Annotated in this window: 15 protein-coding genes; 5 read left to right on the top strand and 10 right to left on the bottom strand. The window is 56.9% G+C overall.

Annotation, left to right across the window (positions count from 1 at the left end; translation table 11 throughout):
• Positions 1-3 precede the first annotated feature (3 nt).
• Positions 4-2,007 (top strand): hydantoinase/oxoprolinase family protein, encoded by a 2,004-nt coding sequence (locus AC2FFA_RS21970; RefSeq protein ID WP_496853244.1) that lies wholly within the window; start codon positions 4-6, stop codon positions 2,005-2,007.
• 39 nt (positions 2,008-2,046) lie between these two features.
• Here AC2FFA_RS21970 and msrA read toward each other — a convergent pair whose 3' ends face one another.
• Together msrA and msrB are read right to left on the bottom strand one after the other, a co-directional pair.
• Complete coding sequence (gene msrA / locus AC2FFA_RS21965; RefSeq protein ID WP_496853243.1) at positions 2,047-2,559, bottom strand: peptide-methionine (S)-S-oxide reductase MsrA; 513 nt, start codon at positions 2,557-2,559, stop codon at positions 2,047-2,049.
• Positions 2,559-3,005, bottom strand: coding sequence for a peptide-methionine (R)-S-oxide reductase MsrB (gene msrB / locus AC2FFA_RS21960; protein ID WP_496853242.1), 447 nt, complete (start codon positions 3,003-3,005; stop codon positions 2,559-2,561). The genes msrA and msrB overlap by 1 nt, the downstream gene beginning before the upstream one ends.
• 145 nt (positions 3,006-3,150) lie before the next feature.
• Here msrB and AC2FFA_RS21955 point away from each other — a divergent pair, with 145 nt between their 5' ends.
• The gene (locus AC2FFA_RS21955) at positions 3,151-3,672 is read left to right on the top strand and encodes a glutathione peroxidase (RefSeq protein WP_496853241.1); all 522 of its coding nucleotides are present in this window, start codon (positions 3,151-3,153) and stop codon (positions 3,670-3,672) included.
• On the opposite strand, the gene AC2FFA_RS21950 is transcribed toward AC2FFA_RS21955, so the two are convergent.
• On the bottom strand, positions 3,648-4,535 hold the full coding sequence (locus AC2FFA_RS21950; protein ID WP_117871132.1) for a DMT family transporter: 888 nt from the start codon (positions 4,533-4,535) through the stop codon (positions 3,648-3,650). The two genes, AC2FFA_RS21955 and AC2FFA_RS21950, sit on opposite strands and share 25 nt — an antisense overlap.
• A gap of 182 nt (positions 4,536-4,717) precedes the next feature.
• Between AC2FFA_RS21950 and AC2FFA_RS21945 the strand changes: the two genes are divergently transcribed.
• The gene (locus tag AC2FFA_RS21945) at positions 4,718-5,914 is read left to right on the top strand and encodes a BCCT family transporter (protein WP_496853255.1); all 1,197 of its coding nucleotides are present in this window, start codon (positions 4,718-4,720) and stop codon (positions 5,912-5,914) included.
• A gap of 198 nt (positions 5,915-6,112) precedes the next feature.
• On the opposite strand, the gene AC2FFA_RS21940 is transcribed toward AC2FFA_RS21945, so the two are convergent.
• From AC2FFA_RS21940 to AC2FFA_RS21920, 5 genes are all read right to left on the bottom strand, one after another.
• Positions 6,113-6,607 (bottom strand): CHAP domain-containing protein, encoded by a 495-nt coding sequence (locus AC2FFA_RS21940; RefSeq protein WP_496853254.1) that lies wholly within the window; start codon positions 6,605-6,607, stop codon positions 6,113-6,115.
• 341 nt (positions 6,608-6,948) lie between these two features.
• Positions 6,949-7,236: an HU family DNA-binding protein gene (locus AC2FFA_RS21935; protein ID WP_117871130.1), complete on the bottom strand. Its 288-nt coding sequence runs from the start codon at positions 7,234-7,236 to the stop codon at positions 6,949-6,951.
• Positions 7,237-7,366: 130 nt separating this feature from the next.
• Positions 7,367-8,830, bottom strand: coding sequence for an AMP nucleosidase (locus tag AC2FFA_RS21930; protein ID WP_299901945.1), 1,464 nt, complete (start codon positions 8,828-8,830; stop codon positions 7,367-7,369).
• On the bottom strand, positions 8,827-10,629 hold the full coding sequence (gene ade / locus AC2FFA_RS21925; protein ID WP_299901948.1) for an adenine deaminase: 1,803 nt from the start codon (positions 10,627-10,629) through the stop codon (positions 8,827-8,829). Before ade ends, AC2FFA_RS21930 begins: the two co-directional genes overlap by 4 nt.
• Positions 10,630-10,807: 178 nt before the next feature.
• The gene (locus tag AC2FFA_RS21920) at positions 10,808-11,677 is read right to left on the bottom strand and encodes a LysR family transcriptional regulator (RefSeq protein ID WP_496853240.1); all 870 of its coding nucleotides are present in this window, start codon (positions 11,675-11,677) and stop codon (positions 10,808-10,810) included.
• Between the two features lie 112 nt (positions 11,678-11,789).
• Between AC2FFA_RS21920 and AC2FFA_RS21915 the strand changes: the two genes are divergently transcribed.
• A complete protein-coding gene (locus tag AC2FFA_RS21915; protein WP_299901953.1) occupies positions 11,790-12,545 on the top strand; it encodes a class II aldolase and adducin N-terminal domain-containing protein in 756 nt (251 codons plus the stop codon).
• Positions 12,546-12,603: 58 nt separating this feature from the next.
• Here the strand turns inward: AC2FFA_RS21915 and AC2FFA_RS21910 are convergent, their stop codons facing one another.
• The gene (locus AC2FFA_RS21910) at positions 12,604-13,236 is read right to left on the bottom strand and encodes a class I SAM-dependent DNA methyltransferase (RefSeq protein WP_496853239.1); all 633 of its coding nucleotides are present in this window, start codon (positions 13,234-13,236) and stop codon (positions 12,604-12,606) included.
• Positions 13,237-13,324: 88 nt separating this feature from the next.
• On the opposite strand from AC2FFA_RS21910, the gene AC2FFA_RS21905 reads away from it, so the two are divergent.
• The gene (locus AC2FFA_RS21905) at positions 13,325-14,170 is read left to right on the top strand and encodes an SDR family oxidoreductase (protein ID WP_394390369.1); all 846 of its coding nucleotides are present in this window, start codon (positions 13,325-13,327) and stop codon (positions 14,168-14,170) included.
• Positions 14,171-14,175: 5 nt separating this feature from the next.
• On the opposite strand, the gene AC2FFA_RS21900 is transcribed toward AC2FFA_RS21905, so the two are convergent.
• Positions 14,176-15,795, bottom strand: coding sequence for a GMC family oxidoreductase (locus AC2FFA_RS21900; protein WP_394390371.1), 1,620 nt, complete (start codon positions 15,793-15,795; stop codon positions 14,176-14,178).
• Between the last annotated feature and the right edge of the window lie 474 nt (positions 15,796-16,269).

The following is a 16,269-nucleotide window of genomic DNA, read 5'->3' as shown; positions in this document are numbered from 1 at the left end:
CCGATGACGTTGTCTTTGGGGGTAGATACGGGCGGGACCTATACCGACGCGGTGTTGATCAGAGATGAGAAAGAGGTCATTGCCTCGGCCAAGTCGCTGACCACCCGGGCGGATCTGGCGATTGGTGTGGGCAGGGCGATCTCGTCTGTACTGGCAGAGGCGCAGGTCACGCCGGATCAGATCTCGATGGCGTCATTATCGACGACGCTGGCCACGAATGCTCTGGTCGAGGGGCAGGGCGGTCGTGTCGCGTTGATCTATATCGGGTTCAAGGACAGCGATCTTGAAAAACACGGGCTGAAAGAGGCGCTGAAGGGTGATCCGGTCCTGGTGATTGCGGGTGGGCATACCCATTCCGGGGGGCAGGCTGCGGCCTTGGATATCGCTGCGCTTGAGGCCTTTTTAGACTCTCATAAGGGGGTTTCCGGCTTTGCGGTTGCTGCTCAGTTCGCCACCCGCAACCCGGCGCATGAGTTGGAAGCGGCGCTCATAATCTCGGAAAGAACCGGGGCGCCGGTGACCTGTTCGCATCATTTGTCCGCCAAGCTCAATGGTCCGAAACGCGCCGTGACGGCTGTTCTGAATGCGCGGCTGATCGGGATGATCGACCGCCTGATCGGGCGTGCACAGGATCAGCTGCGTGCTTTGGGGATTTCTGCGCCGATGATGGTGGTGCGCGGCGATGGTGCATTAATGAGCGCGGAACAGGCGCGGGAACGGCCGATAGAGACAATCCTCAGCGGTCCGGCGGCTTCTATTGTCGGGGCGCGATGGCTTACCGCAGCGGACAATGCGCTGGTCTCGGATATCGGGGGAACCACGACCGATGTTGCACTTATCCGGGATGGAAAGCCCGCGATTGATCCGGCCGGGGCGCAGGTGGGTGGGTTTCGCACCATGGTTGAAGCCGTGGCGATGCGTACCCAAGGTCTGGGCGGTGACAGCCAGGTGCATGTTGTGGCCGAAGGGCTACGGGGCGGTGTGTTCCTCGGCCCGCGTCGGGTGTTGCCCGTATCACTGATCGCATCAGAAGCACCAGACGTTGTGAATTCCGTGCTGGATGAACAATTACGGGCCACGACTGTAGGCGAGCATGATACACGCTTTGCCCGCCGCGTGACCGGCATCGACACCGACGGAGTCGGTGCACGGGAAGAGATCTTGTTGGAGAGGCTGGGCGATCAGGTTCTGCCCTTAAGTGCGCTACTTCGGTCCCGGATGGAGAACGGAGCGCTGACGCGGCTGGTGGATCGCGGGATCGTTCAGGTCTCGGGCGTGACACCGTCGGATGCCAGCCACTTGCTGGGGCGGGTCAGCGCCTGGGATGTCGAGGCGGCCCGTAAGGCACTGCAGCTTATGGCACGTAAACGGGTTGGGTCAGGGGATATGCTTGCACACTCGCCCGAGGCCCTTGCGCAGATGATTGTCGATCAATTGACCAAACAGACCAGTCTGGCTTTGTTAGAGACTGCTTTTTATGAAGAAAAAGATGGATTTGGTGTGCTGCCGCATGATTTGGCGCGTCATGTTCTGACACAGCGTGGGTTGGCACAACACCGTGGGTTGCTGTCGTTGAGCGCTGCTTTGAATGTGGATGTGGTGGGCCTTGGGGCGTCGGCCCCCAGTTACTACCCTGCCGTGGGTGAGCGGTTGCATTGCCAGATGATCCTGCCGGAACATGCAGGCGTGGCAAATGCGATTGGTGCTGTCGTGGGGCGGCTGACATTGCGCCGCTCGGGCACGGTCACATCCCCGGCGGAAGGGCGGTATCGCGTGCATCTGCAGGATGGTCCGCAGGATTTTACTGCGTCAGAGGACGCTTTGGCCTTGTTGGAAAAGGTTTTGATGTCCGAAGCGGAGGGCGCAGTGCGAGAAGCCGGCGCAGAAGACATTCGCGTGATCGTGGATCGTGACATCAAAACTGCACGGGTCGAGGCAAAGGATGTCTTTGTCGAAGCCATGATCACGGTCGAGGCAAGCGGACGTCCGCGGGTGGCCGCAGACTAGCCCCCCTGAAAGATCCAGAGGGGCCGGGCAGGTGGCGCTTTATTCTGCTGCGCTTGCGCGCTTGGGCAGAACCCAATCTTGTCGTGGGAAGTGGCAGGTATAACCGTTCGGGATCCGCTCCAGATAATCCTGATGCTCTGGCTCGGCTTCCCAGAAGTCTCCGACAGGCTCGACTTCGGTCACTACTTTTCCGGGCCACAAGCCGCTGGCATTCACGTCGGCGATAGTGTCCAAGGCCGCCTGTTTCTGCGTGTCATCCACGTAGTAGATCGCAGATCGATAGCTCATGCCGATATCGTTGCCCTGACGGTTGACCGTAGTCGGGTCATGGATCTGGAAGAAGAACTCCAGCAGGTCGCGATAGCTGATCTGAGACGGATCGAACCAGATCTCGATCCCCTCGGCGTGGGTGCCATGGTTGCGATAGGTTGCGTTGGGCACGTCGCCCCCAGTGTAACCGACACGGGTACGCGACACGCCCGGCAGTTTGCGGATCAGATCCTGCATACCCCAGAAGCAGCCCCCGGCCATTACAGCGCGTTGTTGGGTCATCAGATATCCTCCACTTGATTCACGTATTCGCCATAACCTTCGGCTTCCATCTCGTCCCGATGAATGAACCTTAGCGAGGCGGAGTTTATGCAGTAACGTAGCCCGCCATGTTCACGCGGACCATCCGGGAAGACATGCCCCAGATGGCTGTCGCCGTGTTTCGAACGAACCTCGGTCCGGATCATGCCATGCGTGGTATCGCGGAACTCTTCGACGTGTTCGTGGACGACCGGCTTGGTGAAACTGGGCCAACCGCAGCCGGATTCGTATTTATGGGTCGAGGCAAACAGCGGTTCACCTGATACGATATCCACATAGATACCCGGTTCTTTGTTGTTCAGGTATTTCCCGGTGCCCGGACGTTCTGTACCACTGCGTTGAGTGACGTGAAACTCTTCGGGCGAAAGCGCAGCAATGGCCGTGGGGTCTTTGGTATAGCGAGTCATGGATCCTCCGGCTGAATTATTGTTTGCGCCATTATCTGGGGGCTGCGGAGTGGAAAGCAAAGCGATATTTCAAACCGCTCTCGCAGTCGTGCAAGTGATCTGAACAACAAAGACATGCGTATCAATCTAAAAGGGAGGACAAGACATGATGAGATTGCTGCTTTTGACTGCCCTGATCTTACTGGGCCGCGCCGTTCAGGCGGCGCCTCTGACCGGTGAGTTCGACTCGATCGACGGAGGCACATTGGCCATCGAAGACTGGCGCGGCCAACCTGTGCTGGTGGTCAACACCGCGTCGCATTGTGGATTCACGGGACAATACGCGGCTCTGCAAAAGGTGCATGAGACTTATTCCGGCAAAGGACTGGTCGTTCTTGCGGTGCCGTCGGATTCATTCAATCAGGAGCTGGAATCGGCAAATGAGGTTAAACAGTTTTGTGAGATGAACTATGGGCTGACCCTGCCGATGACGGACATCACTCCGGTCAAAGGCGCAGACGCCCATCCGTTCTACAAAGCCGTTGCCGCCCGGACCGGTTTCACGCCCAAATGGAATTTCAACAAGATCCTGATCGATTCTGAAGGGGAAGTGGTTGCGACCTATGGGTCGAACGTTAAACCCGATTCCCGCAAATTGTTGTCTCAGGTCGAAGCCTTGCTGCCCTGAGCGCCCTGTCGTGAAATCTGAACCGCAAGAATGCCAAGGGTCGTGACGGCAACGCCGACCGCGTCCATCCCGCCCAACTTTTCGCCCAGCAGGATCGCTGCGATCGTGACTCCGAATACAGGGTTCAAAAAGTGGAAAGTGGCGGCCCGAATGGCTCCGATCCGATCCAGTAGCAGGAACCAGATCAATGTGGCCAGCAATCCGGGGAAAAGGGTTGTGTAGATGAACGCCAGCGCCAGCGGAAGTGTCGGGTGAATGTAGATGGTCTCAAAGATCGGAGCGGCCAGGAACAGCGCGGCTGAGCCTACCAGCATCTGCAAGCCGACGACCATCATGAAGTTACCGCCAGACGTCGCACCGCGAACCGCAAGCGTGGCAAAAGTCAAAGCAAGCGCCCCCGCACCGCATAGTGCGACCCCGAACATATCGACGCCCGCGCTGATCCGGCTGCTCATGATAAGGGCGACTCCGGCGAAACCGGCGAACAGACCCAATACACCAAGCGGGCGCAGCTTGTCCCCGAACATCAGCCAACCTGCCAGTGCCACCAACAAGGGCATAGTGGAAGCGATAATGGCCGCGACCGAAGCCTCGACCGTTTGCATCGCGTAGAAGTTCAGGCCCAAATACAGGGCATTTTGGCAGATTCCGAACAGGATCGTGGCACGCCATTGATTTCGGGTCAGGTTCCAACTTTGCCCCATCGCGCGGGCAATCATGACCCCCAGAACACCGGAGATCAGAAACCGCAGTGCCAGCGAAAACAGAGGTGAGGCATCCGCCACGATGATCCGCGCCGAGGTAAAGGCAGATGACCAGATCAGGGCAAATGTCAGCCCCATGGCTATGGCGCGCAGATCCATGGAGACCCCCTGTCACGTCGCGCGGACTGTCCCTGATTTTGAGATCGGTCGCAAGCAGTGCGCGTCAAAAAAGACACATGCGTGATGCAAGAAAAGTCTTGCACATGTTTATATTGATTGACTGGCCAATTAAAGATATCGGCGGCAGGACCTGACATATCAAGGGAGGTTTGTCGGTGCTTCTGGAGTACATTCTATCTTTCGGCGTCCTGCTGGCATTGGGCCTGGTCGCTTTCTTCGTCGTGAAATGGTGGAACCTGCGCTGCGTTGGCGTGACACCGGTACATCTGTTCACGTTCATCGCGATCCTGTTCACATCCGGTCTGGATGTCGGCCTGATCATGTTCCCACTGACCGAATTCGGTGGATATGCCGACGACCCTGCTTACGCCTTCGCAAACCCGCTGGCGATCGAGTTCGGATTCTGGGGCTTTCTGATCTGGGCCTTTTATTTTCTGACGGCCTTCTACTTCTGCGTGATCGAACCCCGTGTGAGGTTCTTTGAGATCCCGCTGGTCAAGCTGATCAACAACGCGGTCATCATCGGCACCTGTGCTTTCACAGCCAGCCTTTTCCTGATCTACTTGCCCGGCTATTTGCCCGAGGTCGGAGACGGCGAATCCGTCGTTAATACCTTCTACATCATCGTGTTTGTTGTCATTCTGGCGGCGGCTTATTCTTCGACCGATCTGAAGTATGTCCGTATCCTGTCGGTCGGTTCTACTTTTCTGTTCCTTGCACTGATTCTGGGCATGTGGGCAGCTGCAGGCATGGGCGTGACCGGGTTCGTGGAAACCGGCAGCGATATCGGGGCCTATTTCGCCAACCTGCACAAATTTGTCCTGCCGCTGACCGACTATCACGCATTCTACCTGTTCTGGTGGTTTGCATGGTCGATCATGATCGGCCAGTTTACTTCGCGCTTCGTGGGTGGTCTGACCACGTGGCAGTTGCTTGCCGCGCTGCTGATCTTTCCGTCCATACCGCTGGGGATCTGGTTCACCGTTCTCTACTATTACCATCTGAACGGCATTAGTACCGCAGGCATCACCAACATTGCGATGGTAATCGTGGGTGTGACGTTCGTGATCAACTCGCTGGACTCGCTGATCCGACTGTACACCGACAACCTGAACCTGACCGTGGAACGGTTTGGCAAGGCGATCTATGTGGCTGGCAACGTCGCGCTGTTGTTTGCCCTGACCCTGCTGTTCCAGAGCCAGTGGCTGCAGATTCAATGGATCGGAGCCGTCGTGGTTGGCCTGTATCTGGCCTGCGTCGTTTATATCCTGATCACTAAACACCAGGAGGTGATGAGTATCGATTCAATGCCTGAAGATCGTGATCTGGACTTCCACAAGGTTGAGACGGTTCACTGACCAACCTATCGAAGCAAATCGAAAAAGGGCGCCTCTGGCGCCCTTTTTTTGATCGTCCAATGTCGCAGTTCTGTACAATATGCGGACTTTTCAACCACTCGGTATCCCGACGCGGACGGTCATTGTCTTCGCTGCACGATTGAAATGAGTGTCGCGCGTGGTGCGATCCACTCGTTCGCGAAATGAAATTCAACAAGGTTACTTGCCAGCTGTCGGATAGATGAACCCATTTACCGGGTAGGAACTGCCATACCGGCCCGGTTGACTTTCAACCCGGACCACTGTCCAGTCATTGTTTTTCGAGACATCCTTGACGCCCATTTGCAACGACACCTTGTTGCGGTGCCAGTTGGCGTGATTCACAATGACTTCGCGATCGGAGACTATATCGGATACGACGGCCACATGGCCCAAGGGCATCCCGCGGGTTGCCCGAAACGACATTACCGCTCCAACAACCGGTTCCTTGCCTCGCTCAAACGTTTTTCGAGCTTTCCCCCACCAGTCCTTCGCATTGCCGCGAATTTCTATACCGCTGAGGTCTCGCGCGTAGGGCACGCACCACACTCGCTGCCCTCTTGACCGCTTCTTCGAGACCTCTTGCAGAGCCATCAACTGACGTTCAGGATTGAGATCCTCATCGGTTGTGTTTTGCGCGCAGGCAGAGACAAGTGCAAAGAGGCCCACCGCGATAGCGGATCGGGCAGCGCCGGACACGCGCGGCCAAGTCGATTTCTTTCTACATACGATGGTTTGCAAGACGTTTCATTGCCGGTTCGAAGATTAACGGAGTTGTAAGGCGATCAGGCAAGTTATGGAAAGAGGCCCGTCAACGGTACGGCAAGATTTCGCCGGTTCACATTCCCAAGTTCAGGCCGATGCCTGCATGGAAGGCGATTTGTGACGTTAGTGACGCATTCTGAACCGAAACATGGTGTCGGAATCGGGTTCAAACCCGACACGCACAAAACACTGACGCAAAAGAAAAAGAGCCCCCCGAAGGCGGCTCTCTATCGTTGTCCCGAAAGTTGAAATCAGCCGTTCACGCTGTCTTTCAGTGCTTTGGCGATGGTCATTTTCACAACCTTGTCGGCTTCCTTGGTGAAGGTCTCACCAGTGGCCGGGTTGCGGACCTGACGCTCGGGGCGTTCGCGACAGTAGATTTTTCCGACGCCGGGCAGGGTCACTGCGCCACCGGCCGAAACTTCGCGGGTGATCAGGCCGGTGATGGCCTCCAGCGCGGAGTTCGCAGATTTCTTGTCGGTTCCCATTTCCTCAGCGAGAGCAGCAACCAGCTGAGTCTTTGTCATAGGCTTTGCCATTTCTTGGTCTCCTTAACGTGCCCGATCTATAGGGCCTCACCGCGTAACTGTAACGGGATATTGTGGCTAAACACAACGAATAGTAGCGCTGAAAACCCTAAAAATATGGGGAAAACGTTGCTTTTTTGCGTCAGAGAAAGGCTGTTTCGTCGAAGGAGCGCAATTTCCGGCTGTGTAAGCGCTCCAACGGCATGCCGCGCAAGTGCTCCATCGCCTTGATGCCGATGGCCAGATGCCGGCTGACTTGAGTGGTATAGAAGGAAGACGCCATGCCCGGCAACTTCAATTCTCCGTGCAGGGGTTTGTCCGAAACGCACAGCAAAGTGCCGTACGGAACGCGGAACCGATAGCCGTTCGCTGCAATGGTGGCACTTTCCATATCCAGCGCGATTGCCCGGGATTGACTCAGACGCTGGACCGGACCGGACTGATCGCGCAATTCCCAGTTTCGGTTGTCGACCGAGGCCACTGTGCCTGTCCGCATGATCCGCTTCAGCTCGTAACCTTCCAGTTTGGTCACCTCGGCCACGGCGTGTTCCAGCGCCACCTGCACTTCGGCCAGAGGCGGGATCGGCACCCAGACCGGCAGATCGTCGTCCAGAACCTTGTCTTCGCGCAGATAAGCATGGGCCAGAACGAAATCGCCCAATGCCTGTGTGTTGCGCAACCCGGCGCAGTGACCGACCATCAGCCACGCGTGCGGGCGCAGAACTGCAATATGGTCGGTGGCGGTTTTTGCATTGGATGGGCCAACACCGATGTTCACCAACGTAATTCCCGAACCATCTTCGCGCTTCAGGTGGTAGGTTGGCATTTGTGGCAGTTTCAGCGGTTGTTCGATAGGTGCCTTGGGGTCCGTGATCTCGGCATTGCCGGTTGAAACAAAGCTGGTATAGCCGCTGGCAGGATCCGCCAATTGCTCGCGGGCGTAGTTCTCGAATTCCGAAACATAGAACTGGTAGTTCGTGAACAACACGTGGTTTTGAAAGTGACCTGCGTCAGTTGCGGTATAGTGTGCCAGCCTCGCAAGCGAATAATCCACGCGTTGGGCAGTAAAAAGAGACAAGGGACCAACAGCGTCTTCATGGTCATGCACACCATTGACGATGTCATCATTGGTGGTTGTCAGGTCAGGAACGTCAAACACATCGCGCAGGGTGAAGTCAGCCGCCCCCTGATGAGGTACAACCAGATCGGGATTGTTTGCCACGGCAAAATGCACCGGAATCGGCGTGTCCGACGCCGCAATTGTCACAGGCTGGCCATGGTTCTTGATCAACAGTGCGATCTGTTGGGTCAGGTAGGATCTGAACAAATCCGGGCGCGTCACCGTCGTGGCGTGAACGCCGGGTTCGGACACGTGACCAAAGCTCAGGCGGCTGTCGACTTGGGCATAGGTCGAGGTTTTGATGCGAATTTCCGGGTAATAGGCTCTATATCGCGCGGCAGGCGCTCCATTTCCCATGGCTTCCGAGAAACTGTCGCAAAGGAAATCGGTCGCCTGGATGTAAAGTTCTTCCAGCCGTGCAACGGCGGCGGCGGGATCAGTAAACTGCTCTGGCGCGGGTGCTTCGGGGGTCAGGAGTGTTGTCATGCCAATGGTTCCAGAAGATCTATTTTTTCAAATGTGCGCACGTCAACCAGTCCGAGATCCGAGATTCGAAGTTCCGGAATTACGACCAGCGCCAGCAGAGAGTGCTGCATGTACGCGTTGTTCAGATGACAGCCACAGTCCTGCATGGCTTGCACCATCTTATCAGCCTTGGCCGCGACTTCGGCAGCAGGACTGTCGGACATCAGGCCAGCGATGGGCAGTTCGACCAGCGCCAGTTCCCGCCCGTCACGGTACAAGGTGATGCCACCGCCCATTTCGGCCAGGCGGTTTGCGGCCAGCGCCATCTGATCCCGGTCCGTACCGACGACGATCATGTGGTGACTGTCATGCGCCACGGTCGAGGCCATGGCCATTTTTCCCTGATATCCAAAGCCCGAAACGAAAGCGTTGGTGACGCCCCCGGTGGCCCGGTGCCGTTCAACCAAAGCGATCTGACACACCTCGCCTTCGCCTTCGACCAGACCGCCAATGATCGGTAATTCTGCTTTCAGCGCCTTGGTCGGCGCCTGGTTTTCCACCACGCCGATGACGTTGGCCTGAACTCTGTTGGCTCCTTCCGGTGCCTTGATCTCAAAATCGGCCGACGTCAGTTCATGCCCCAGATGAACGGTGTTGCGCGCTTTTTCGGGCCAGTTCAGATGTGGACAATCCACCTTGATGGCACCGTTTTCCGCTACCACCTGCCCGCGGGCCATCACCATCTCAATCGGCAACTCAGTCAGATCTGAACTGAGGATGATGTCCGCTCTTCGCCCCGGAGTGACGGATCCGATTTCGCGCTCCAGCCCGAAATGAGTTGCCGTGTTGATCGTCGCCATCTGCAGCGCAACCAGAGGGTCGCACCCACAAGAAATGGCATGACGTACGACGCGGTTCATATGCCCGTCATTTACCAATGTGCCGGAATGACAGTCATCCGTGCATAGAATGAAGTTGCGCGGATCCAGCCCTTTTTCGGTCACGGCAGTGATCTGGCTTTCCACATCATACCAGGCCGAGCCCAGACGCATCATCGAGCGCATCCCCTGGCGAACCCGGGCAATGGCGTCGGCCTCGCATGTGCCTTCGTGATCATCTGCCGGGCCACCCGCCACGTAAGCTGCAAAATCAGGCCCCAAATCAGGCGAAGCATAGTGCCCTCCGACGGTTTTCCCGGCCCGTTGAGTGGCGGCTATTTCGGCCAGCATCTTGGGATCACCATGGATCACACCTGGGAAATTCATCATCTCACCCAGCCCGATGATACCGGGCCAGTTCATCGCCTCGGTCACGTCTTCGGGCGTGATTTCATAGCCTGTCGTTTCCAACCCGGGTGCGGATGGTGCGCAGGACGGCATCTGAGTGAAGATATTGACCGGTTGAATCATCGCTTCGTCATGCATCATGCGCACGCCGTCTAGACCCAGCACGTTGGCGATCTCATGCGGGTCGGTGAACATGCTGGTCGTGCCATGGGGGACGACCGCACGTGCAAATTCGGCCGGAGTCAGCATGCCGGATTCGATATGCATATGTGCGTCACACAAGCCGGGCAAAATGTAACGCCCTTGCGCGTCGATGATTTCTGTTTCCGGACCGACGCAATGCGAGGCATCCGGTCCGACAAAGGCAATTCGCCCGGCGGCAATCGCCACAGAATGATCCGGCAGCAATTCGCGGCTGTGTACGTTCGCCCAGATTCCGCCCTGAATAACCGTGTCTGCCGCCTCACGTCCGGCTGCAACTGCGATCAATTTAGGGGCGACTTCGGGCCAGCTTGGGAAGGGTATGTATTCCATGGCTCAACTTTCACGAATGCGCCAGCGGGTGCAACCCCGGTTCTTCGTTGTTATGGATTCCTCATGTGTATTGGGTATGCCTTCTGGTCCGGGCGCGCCCGCCGCGCGTCAGCGATGCTCGGCCCAACCTACGAAGATGCCCCGGAGGGGCATTGCCGTTGGGCGGGAGTAATTCCCTTTATGCCGCAGCCCCGATTTCTCGCCGTACCCAATCAGCAAAGGCTACGGCTCCGGGTGTATCCTCGGCCTGAGGGGATAACAGCAGATAGTAGGACTCCGGCATTTGAACGCGGTGCTCAAACGGCGCAACCAGTTGACCGCGCTCGATCAGATGACACGCGATAGTATCATGAGCCAGGCACAGACCGCCGCCAGCCACGACTGCTGACAGGCAAACCAGATAGGTGGTCGCGTAGGTTATTGGCGGATTTTCCCAATTTAGGCCCTGATCTTCCGCCCAACTTGGCCAGTTGGACAGCAGGTTGGAGCAGTCGAAAAGTGGCTGTTCCTTAAGATTTTCCAGACACACCTGATATCCGGGAGCGCAGACCGGATAGTAGTGTTCGGTGCGCAGAATTTCGGTTCGGACTGTATCCGACGGTCGAAGCGAGAACCGAATCTCGACCGCTGCGCCTTCGGCCATTTCGCGCGACTCCCAAAGCTCGGTGAAGATATTCAGTTGAACATCCGGATGTTCTGTCCGAAATGCCGGCAGGCGCGGGGCCAGCCAATTGACGGCAAAGCTGATGTTGCATTGCACCTGCACCGCGTTTGGCTGCGCACCAGTAACCGCCCGGGTTCCGCGCATAAGCGTCCGGAAGGCCTCTCGCACAACTGGCAGATATGTGATTCCGGCCTCGGTCAGTTCCAATGCTTTGGGTCGACGCAGAAACAGTGGCTGCCCCAGATGCCCTTCCAGAGACTTGATCTGCTGGCTGACGGCGCTTTGCGTCATGTTCAGGTCTCGCGCCGCGCCAGTAAACGAGAGATGGCGTGCGGCGGCCTCGAAAGTGCGCAACCAGCCCAGCGGAGGAAGCGAGTTCTGCATCTACATAACCTCGGCATAAGTTCAGCTAATGGGATAGTCGTGTTTTTTTCGTTGGTCAAACCGCCGGACCCCATGCAGATTTGGCCACGACCAGCCGCGAAAGGAGCCAAGCATGAGCCTCACCAGTCTTCGTCCCAATATCGACCATTGGTCCGAGCGCGTGGATATGGCCGCCACCTTCCGCTGGACGGCCCGGCTAAACATGCATGAGGCGGTTGCCAACCATTTCAGCCTGGCGGTGAATGATGACGGCACGCGGTTTCTGATGAACCCCAATCAGGTGCACTTTGCGCGCATTCGTGCCTCGGATCTATTGTTGCTGGATGCCAAAGACCCGCATGTGATGGAACAACCCGGTGCCCCGGACCCGACGGCCTGGGGGCTGCATGGCTCAATCCACCGCCACTGCCCTCATGCGCGTTGCGTCATGCATGTGCATTCGATCTTTGCGACTGTTCTGGCCTCTTTGGCCGACAGTTCATTGCCGCCAATCGATCAGAACACGGCAACCTTTTACGACCGTTACGTGGTAGATGAAGAATTCGGAGGTCTGGCCTTTGAAAGCGAGGGCGAGCGTTGTGCCGGGATGCTGTCTGATCCCAGGAAAAAAGTAATGATCATGGGCAATCACGGTGTTCTGATCATCGGCAGCGACCCTGCCGATGCCTTCAACAGGCTGTACTACTTTGAGCGCGCGGCCGAAACTTACATTCGTGCTTTGCAAACCGGACTGCCCCTGCGCGTCTTGTCGGATGAGATTGCCGAAAAAACAGCGCAAGAGTTGGATGACTATCCCGATCAGGCCGAGGCGCATCTGCGTGAGATCAAAGCAATCCTTGATTCCGAAAGTTCGGACTACGCGACCTGAGGCGAATGCGATGCACATGGTTGAAGCGGGTGGCTTGGTTGCGTCCGGATAATCGGACTCAAACCCGTTCAAACAAAGCGATCAGGGCGGTGTCATCCTTGTTGGGGCCAGCTGCGAGATCTCCGTATATACGGATTTCGGGCAGGGTCAGGTTGCGAATCTGATCCTGTTCCAGTTTGCGGAACGCTTCAGCAAAACCCAGTTCCTTGAAATGGCGCGCATTGATAGAAAGGGCAAACTGCGCCCCGTGGCGAGCCACGCTTAACAGCGCGGGCAGCACCTCGGGGCCCAAATGACCATGTGTGAACGTGCCGGATGAAACTATGCCGGAATAGCTGTGACGCGGAACAGGGATGCCCTGTGTCAGATCAGCCTCGATCGCGTCCCGGTAAATGTCCTTGCGCATCGCCTGATCCAGCATTTCTGCACTGATATCGGTTGCATCAATGGGTCCGACGCCAAGCGCCGACAACACCGCGCCACACAGGCCGGTTCCCGCTCCGACATCCAGAACGGGCCCCTGACCACCCGCGCCGACAAACGCCCGCGCCGTGTGGGTGTGAAGCTGATAGTCTTCGCGCGCGGCGAAACTGTCATCATAATCTCCCGCCCACTCCGCATAGAGCTGTTTGTTCTCGCCCGGAGAACTCAGCGCGTAGGCCGAATGCAGGTCAGGTGTTTTCTTGCTCATGACCAACAGAAAGGCGCAATCGAAGATTCGATTCAAGTGCGTCCATGCGGCGCTTGCATCCCGGCACGGCGCAGATCATCAAAGGTGCATGACCAAGACGCTCTTTTCATTTGGCCATGGCTATTCTGCTCAGGCCCTGTCCCGAATCCTTGCCCCGAAGGGCTGGAAAACTGTTGGCTCAACGCGAGACCGTGAAGGGATGGCTGCAATTAGGGCCTTTGGCGCCGAACCGCTGATCTGGCCGGGTGAGGCGCCGAACCTCGATGGGGTGAGCCATTTGCTGATCTCGACTGCGCCAAATGAAGAAGGCGATCCGGTGTTGGCGGCGCTGGGCGATGAAATCGCCAAGCGGGCCCGTCAATTCAAATGGGTGGGCTATTTGTCGACAACGGCCGTCTATGGCGACCATCAGGGTGGGTGGGTTGACGAAGACACGCCGCCTGCACCGACCGCCCGGCGCGGCAGATGGCGTATGCTGGCCGAGGAGCAATGGTCGGCAATTCCGGGGCTGCCTGTTCATATCTTCCGTTTGGCAGGTATCTATGGACCGGGGCGCGGGCCGTTTTCCAAGCTCAGGCGTGGTGGATTGCGGCGCATTATCAAACCGGGGCAGGTGTTTTCGCGCATTCATGTGGAAGACATCGCGCAGATCTTGAAAGCCTCGATGATGAAGCCGAATCCGGGACGGATCTATAATGTATGTGACGACGAACCTGTCCCGCCGCAGGATGTCATAGGATACGCTGCCGAGTTACAGGGTTTGCCCCTGCCTCCTGCAGTCCGGTTCGACGACGCCGATCTGACGCCGATGGCGCGCAGTTTCTACAACGAAAACAAGCGGGTTCGAAACGACCGGATTAAGGATGAGCTTGGTATTGATCTGATCTATCCCAATTACCGGGTTGGGCTTGAGGCCCTGATGAAGGGCCAATAGTGCATTTACAAGGCAGCCGCCTTGATCATGTCTGCGGCCTTTTCCGCGATCATGATTGTGGGTGCATTTGTATTACCCGACACTAAGGTCGGCATCACCGAGGCATCAACGACTCGCAGACCTTCAAGCCCCCTCACACAAAGCTGGGGGTCGACGACCGCCATTTCGTCCACGCCCATTTTGCAGGTGCCTACAGGGTGATAGATCGTGTCGGCGCGGGCGCGGATATGCTCCGCCCAATCAGCGTCGGTTTTGGCAGTATCCGTACCGAACAACTCTTTGTGCCGATAGTTGTCTAATGCAGGAGCCTGCAGGATGTCCCGTGTCATTCGCGCGCCCTTGATCATTGTATCCAGATCGCGTGCATCTGAAAGAAACCCCGGATCAATAGAGGGTACTTCCATTGGGTCGGAGCTTTTCAAACTGACTGTCCCCCGGCTGTCCGGGCGCAGTTTGCAGACATGACAGCTATATCCGTACCCGTAGTGCAGTTTGCGGGCATGATCATCGACCATTGCGATAGTGAAATGCAGCTGGATGTCGGGACGCTCCAGGTCAGGGGAGGTTTTCAAAAACGCCGCGCCTTCGGCAAAGGGGGTAGCCGCCATCGAGACGCCCGTCTTGCCCCACCGATGAACATGCTTCAGCATTCGCGCTGCCCCTGCCGGGCCAATCCCAAAATTGTCTGTATCTCTGGTTTTGAAGATCAACGTGAAATCCAGGTGATCCTGCAAGTTCTTTCCCACGCCGGGCAACTCGTGGCGAACAGTGATTCCGTGCGGTTCAAGATCGCTCATTGCACCAACACCCGAAACCTGAAGCAGTTGCGGCGATTTCAAAGCGCCTGCGCACAGCAGGACTTCGCGCTTCGCCCGAATGGCGATGTCTGCGCCCTTGCCTCTCGCCCGGTATACAACGCCCGACGCGCGCTTGCCCTCAAAGCTCAGCCTACTGGCATGTGCATGCGTGATGACCGTCAGGTTCGGGCGGTCAGAAGCTGGAAAAAGATAACCAGCAGCCGCAGAACAACGCTCACCATTCTTTGCCGGGTCGTGAAACTGTGTAACCTGGTACAGGCCGACGCCTTCGTTGTCGCCTCGGTTGAAGTCTTCAGTATAGCGGTGTTGGAGTTGCTGAGCGGCTTGAATGAACGCAAGGGTGATTGGACGAGGTTCTTTTTGCAGAGAAACATGCAACGGCCCCCTGTCGCCATGCACGCTGTTAGCGCCAAGTTCATTGTTCTCGGCCCGTTTGAAATATGGCAATACGCTGTCCCAGTCCCAGCCGTCGCAGCCCAAATCGGCCCAGCCATCGTAGTCCTGCCGCTGACCGCGTACATACAGCATGGCGTTGATTGCGCTTGAGCCGCCCAGTGCCTTGCCGCGTGGTTGATAGCCCTTGCGCCCCTTCAACCCGGGTTGCGGGACCGTTGCAAAAGCCCAGTTGTTGATCCTGGGGCGCCCCCGTAGTGCGGCAACAACGGCGGCAGGCATTCTGACGAAAAGGCTGTTCCCACCGCCACCAGCTTCAAGCAGGCAGACACTTGTGGATGGATCTTCGCTCATGCGATTGGCCAGAACCGAACCGGCCGAACCTCCGCCTACGATGATATAATCGAATTCCATGCTATCTTTCGCACCTCTCGCGACACCGTAGCTCTTATGAGCGTTCGGGCAGCGTTACCATCTCTGTTGTGAGAGTGCGTTAATCGCTCGAAAAAACAATTGTGACCCCAAGTCAGTTTCTTGCGTACTCTGAACGATATTCTTGATAGTCAGGTTTGCGTCGATCGAAGGACCCAAGGGTGTTTTACAAGCCGCTCTCTTCTGCCTGGACTCTCGATTCCATCTCAGAAGCGAATGTTTCTGGTTCTTCTCGGGAAATCTGCACAACGAACGTGAGCTGAAGAGATTGATTTGTTAAAGTAAATTGTTGTTTTCATTAACTAACATAAGAAATCGACGAAAAATGTGGAGTTTTTTCAAAATGGGGGTTGCAGGTCCCAGACCTAATCCGTAAATACCCCTTCACCGGCGCTGCTGAGGCGGTGCTGACGGGCTGGAGAGACGGTCGGACGCATCGGAGAGACGGTGGAGACG

The sequence above is a fragment of the Ruegeria sp. YTSB088 genome, assembly GCF_059609825.1.
This window is presented reverse-complemented; position numbering and strand designations above follow the sequence as displayed.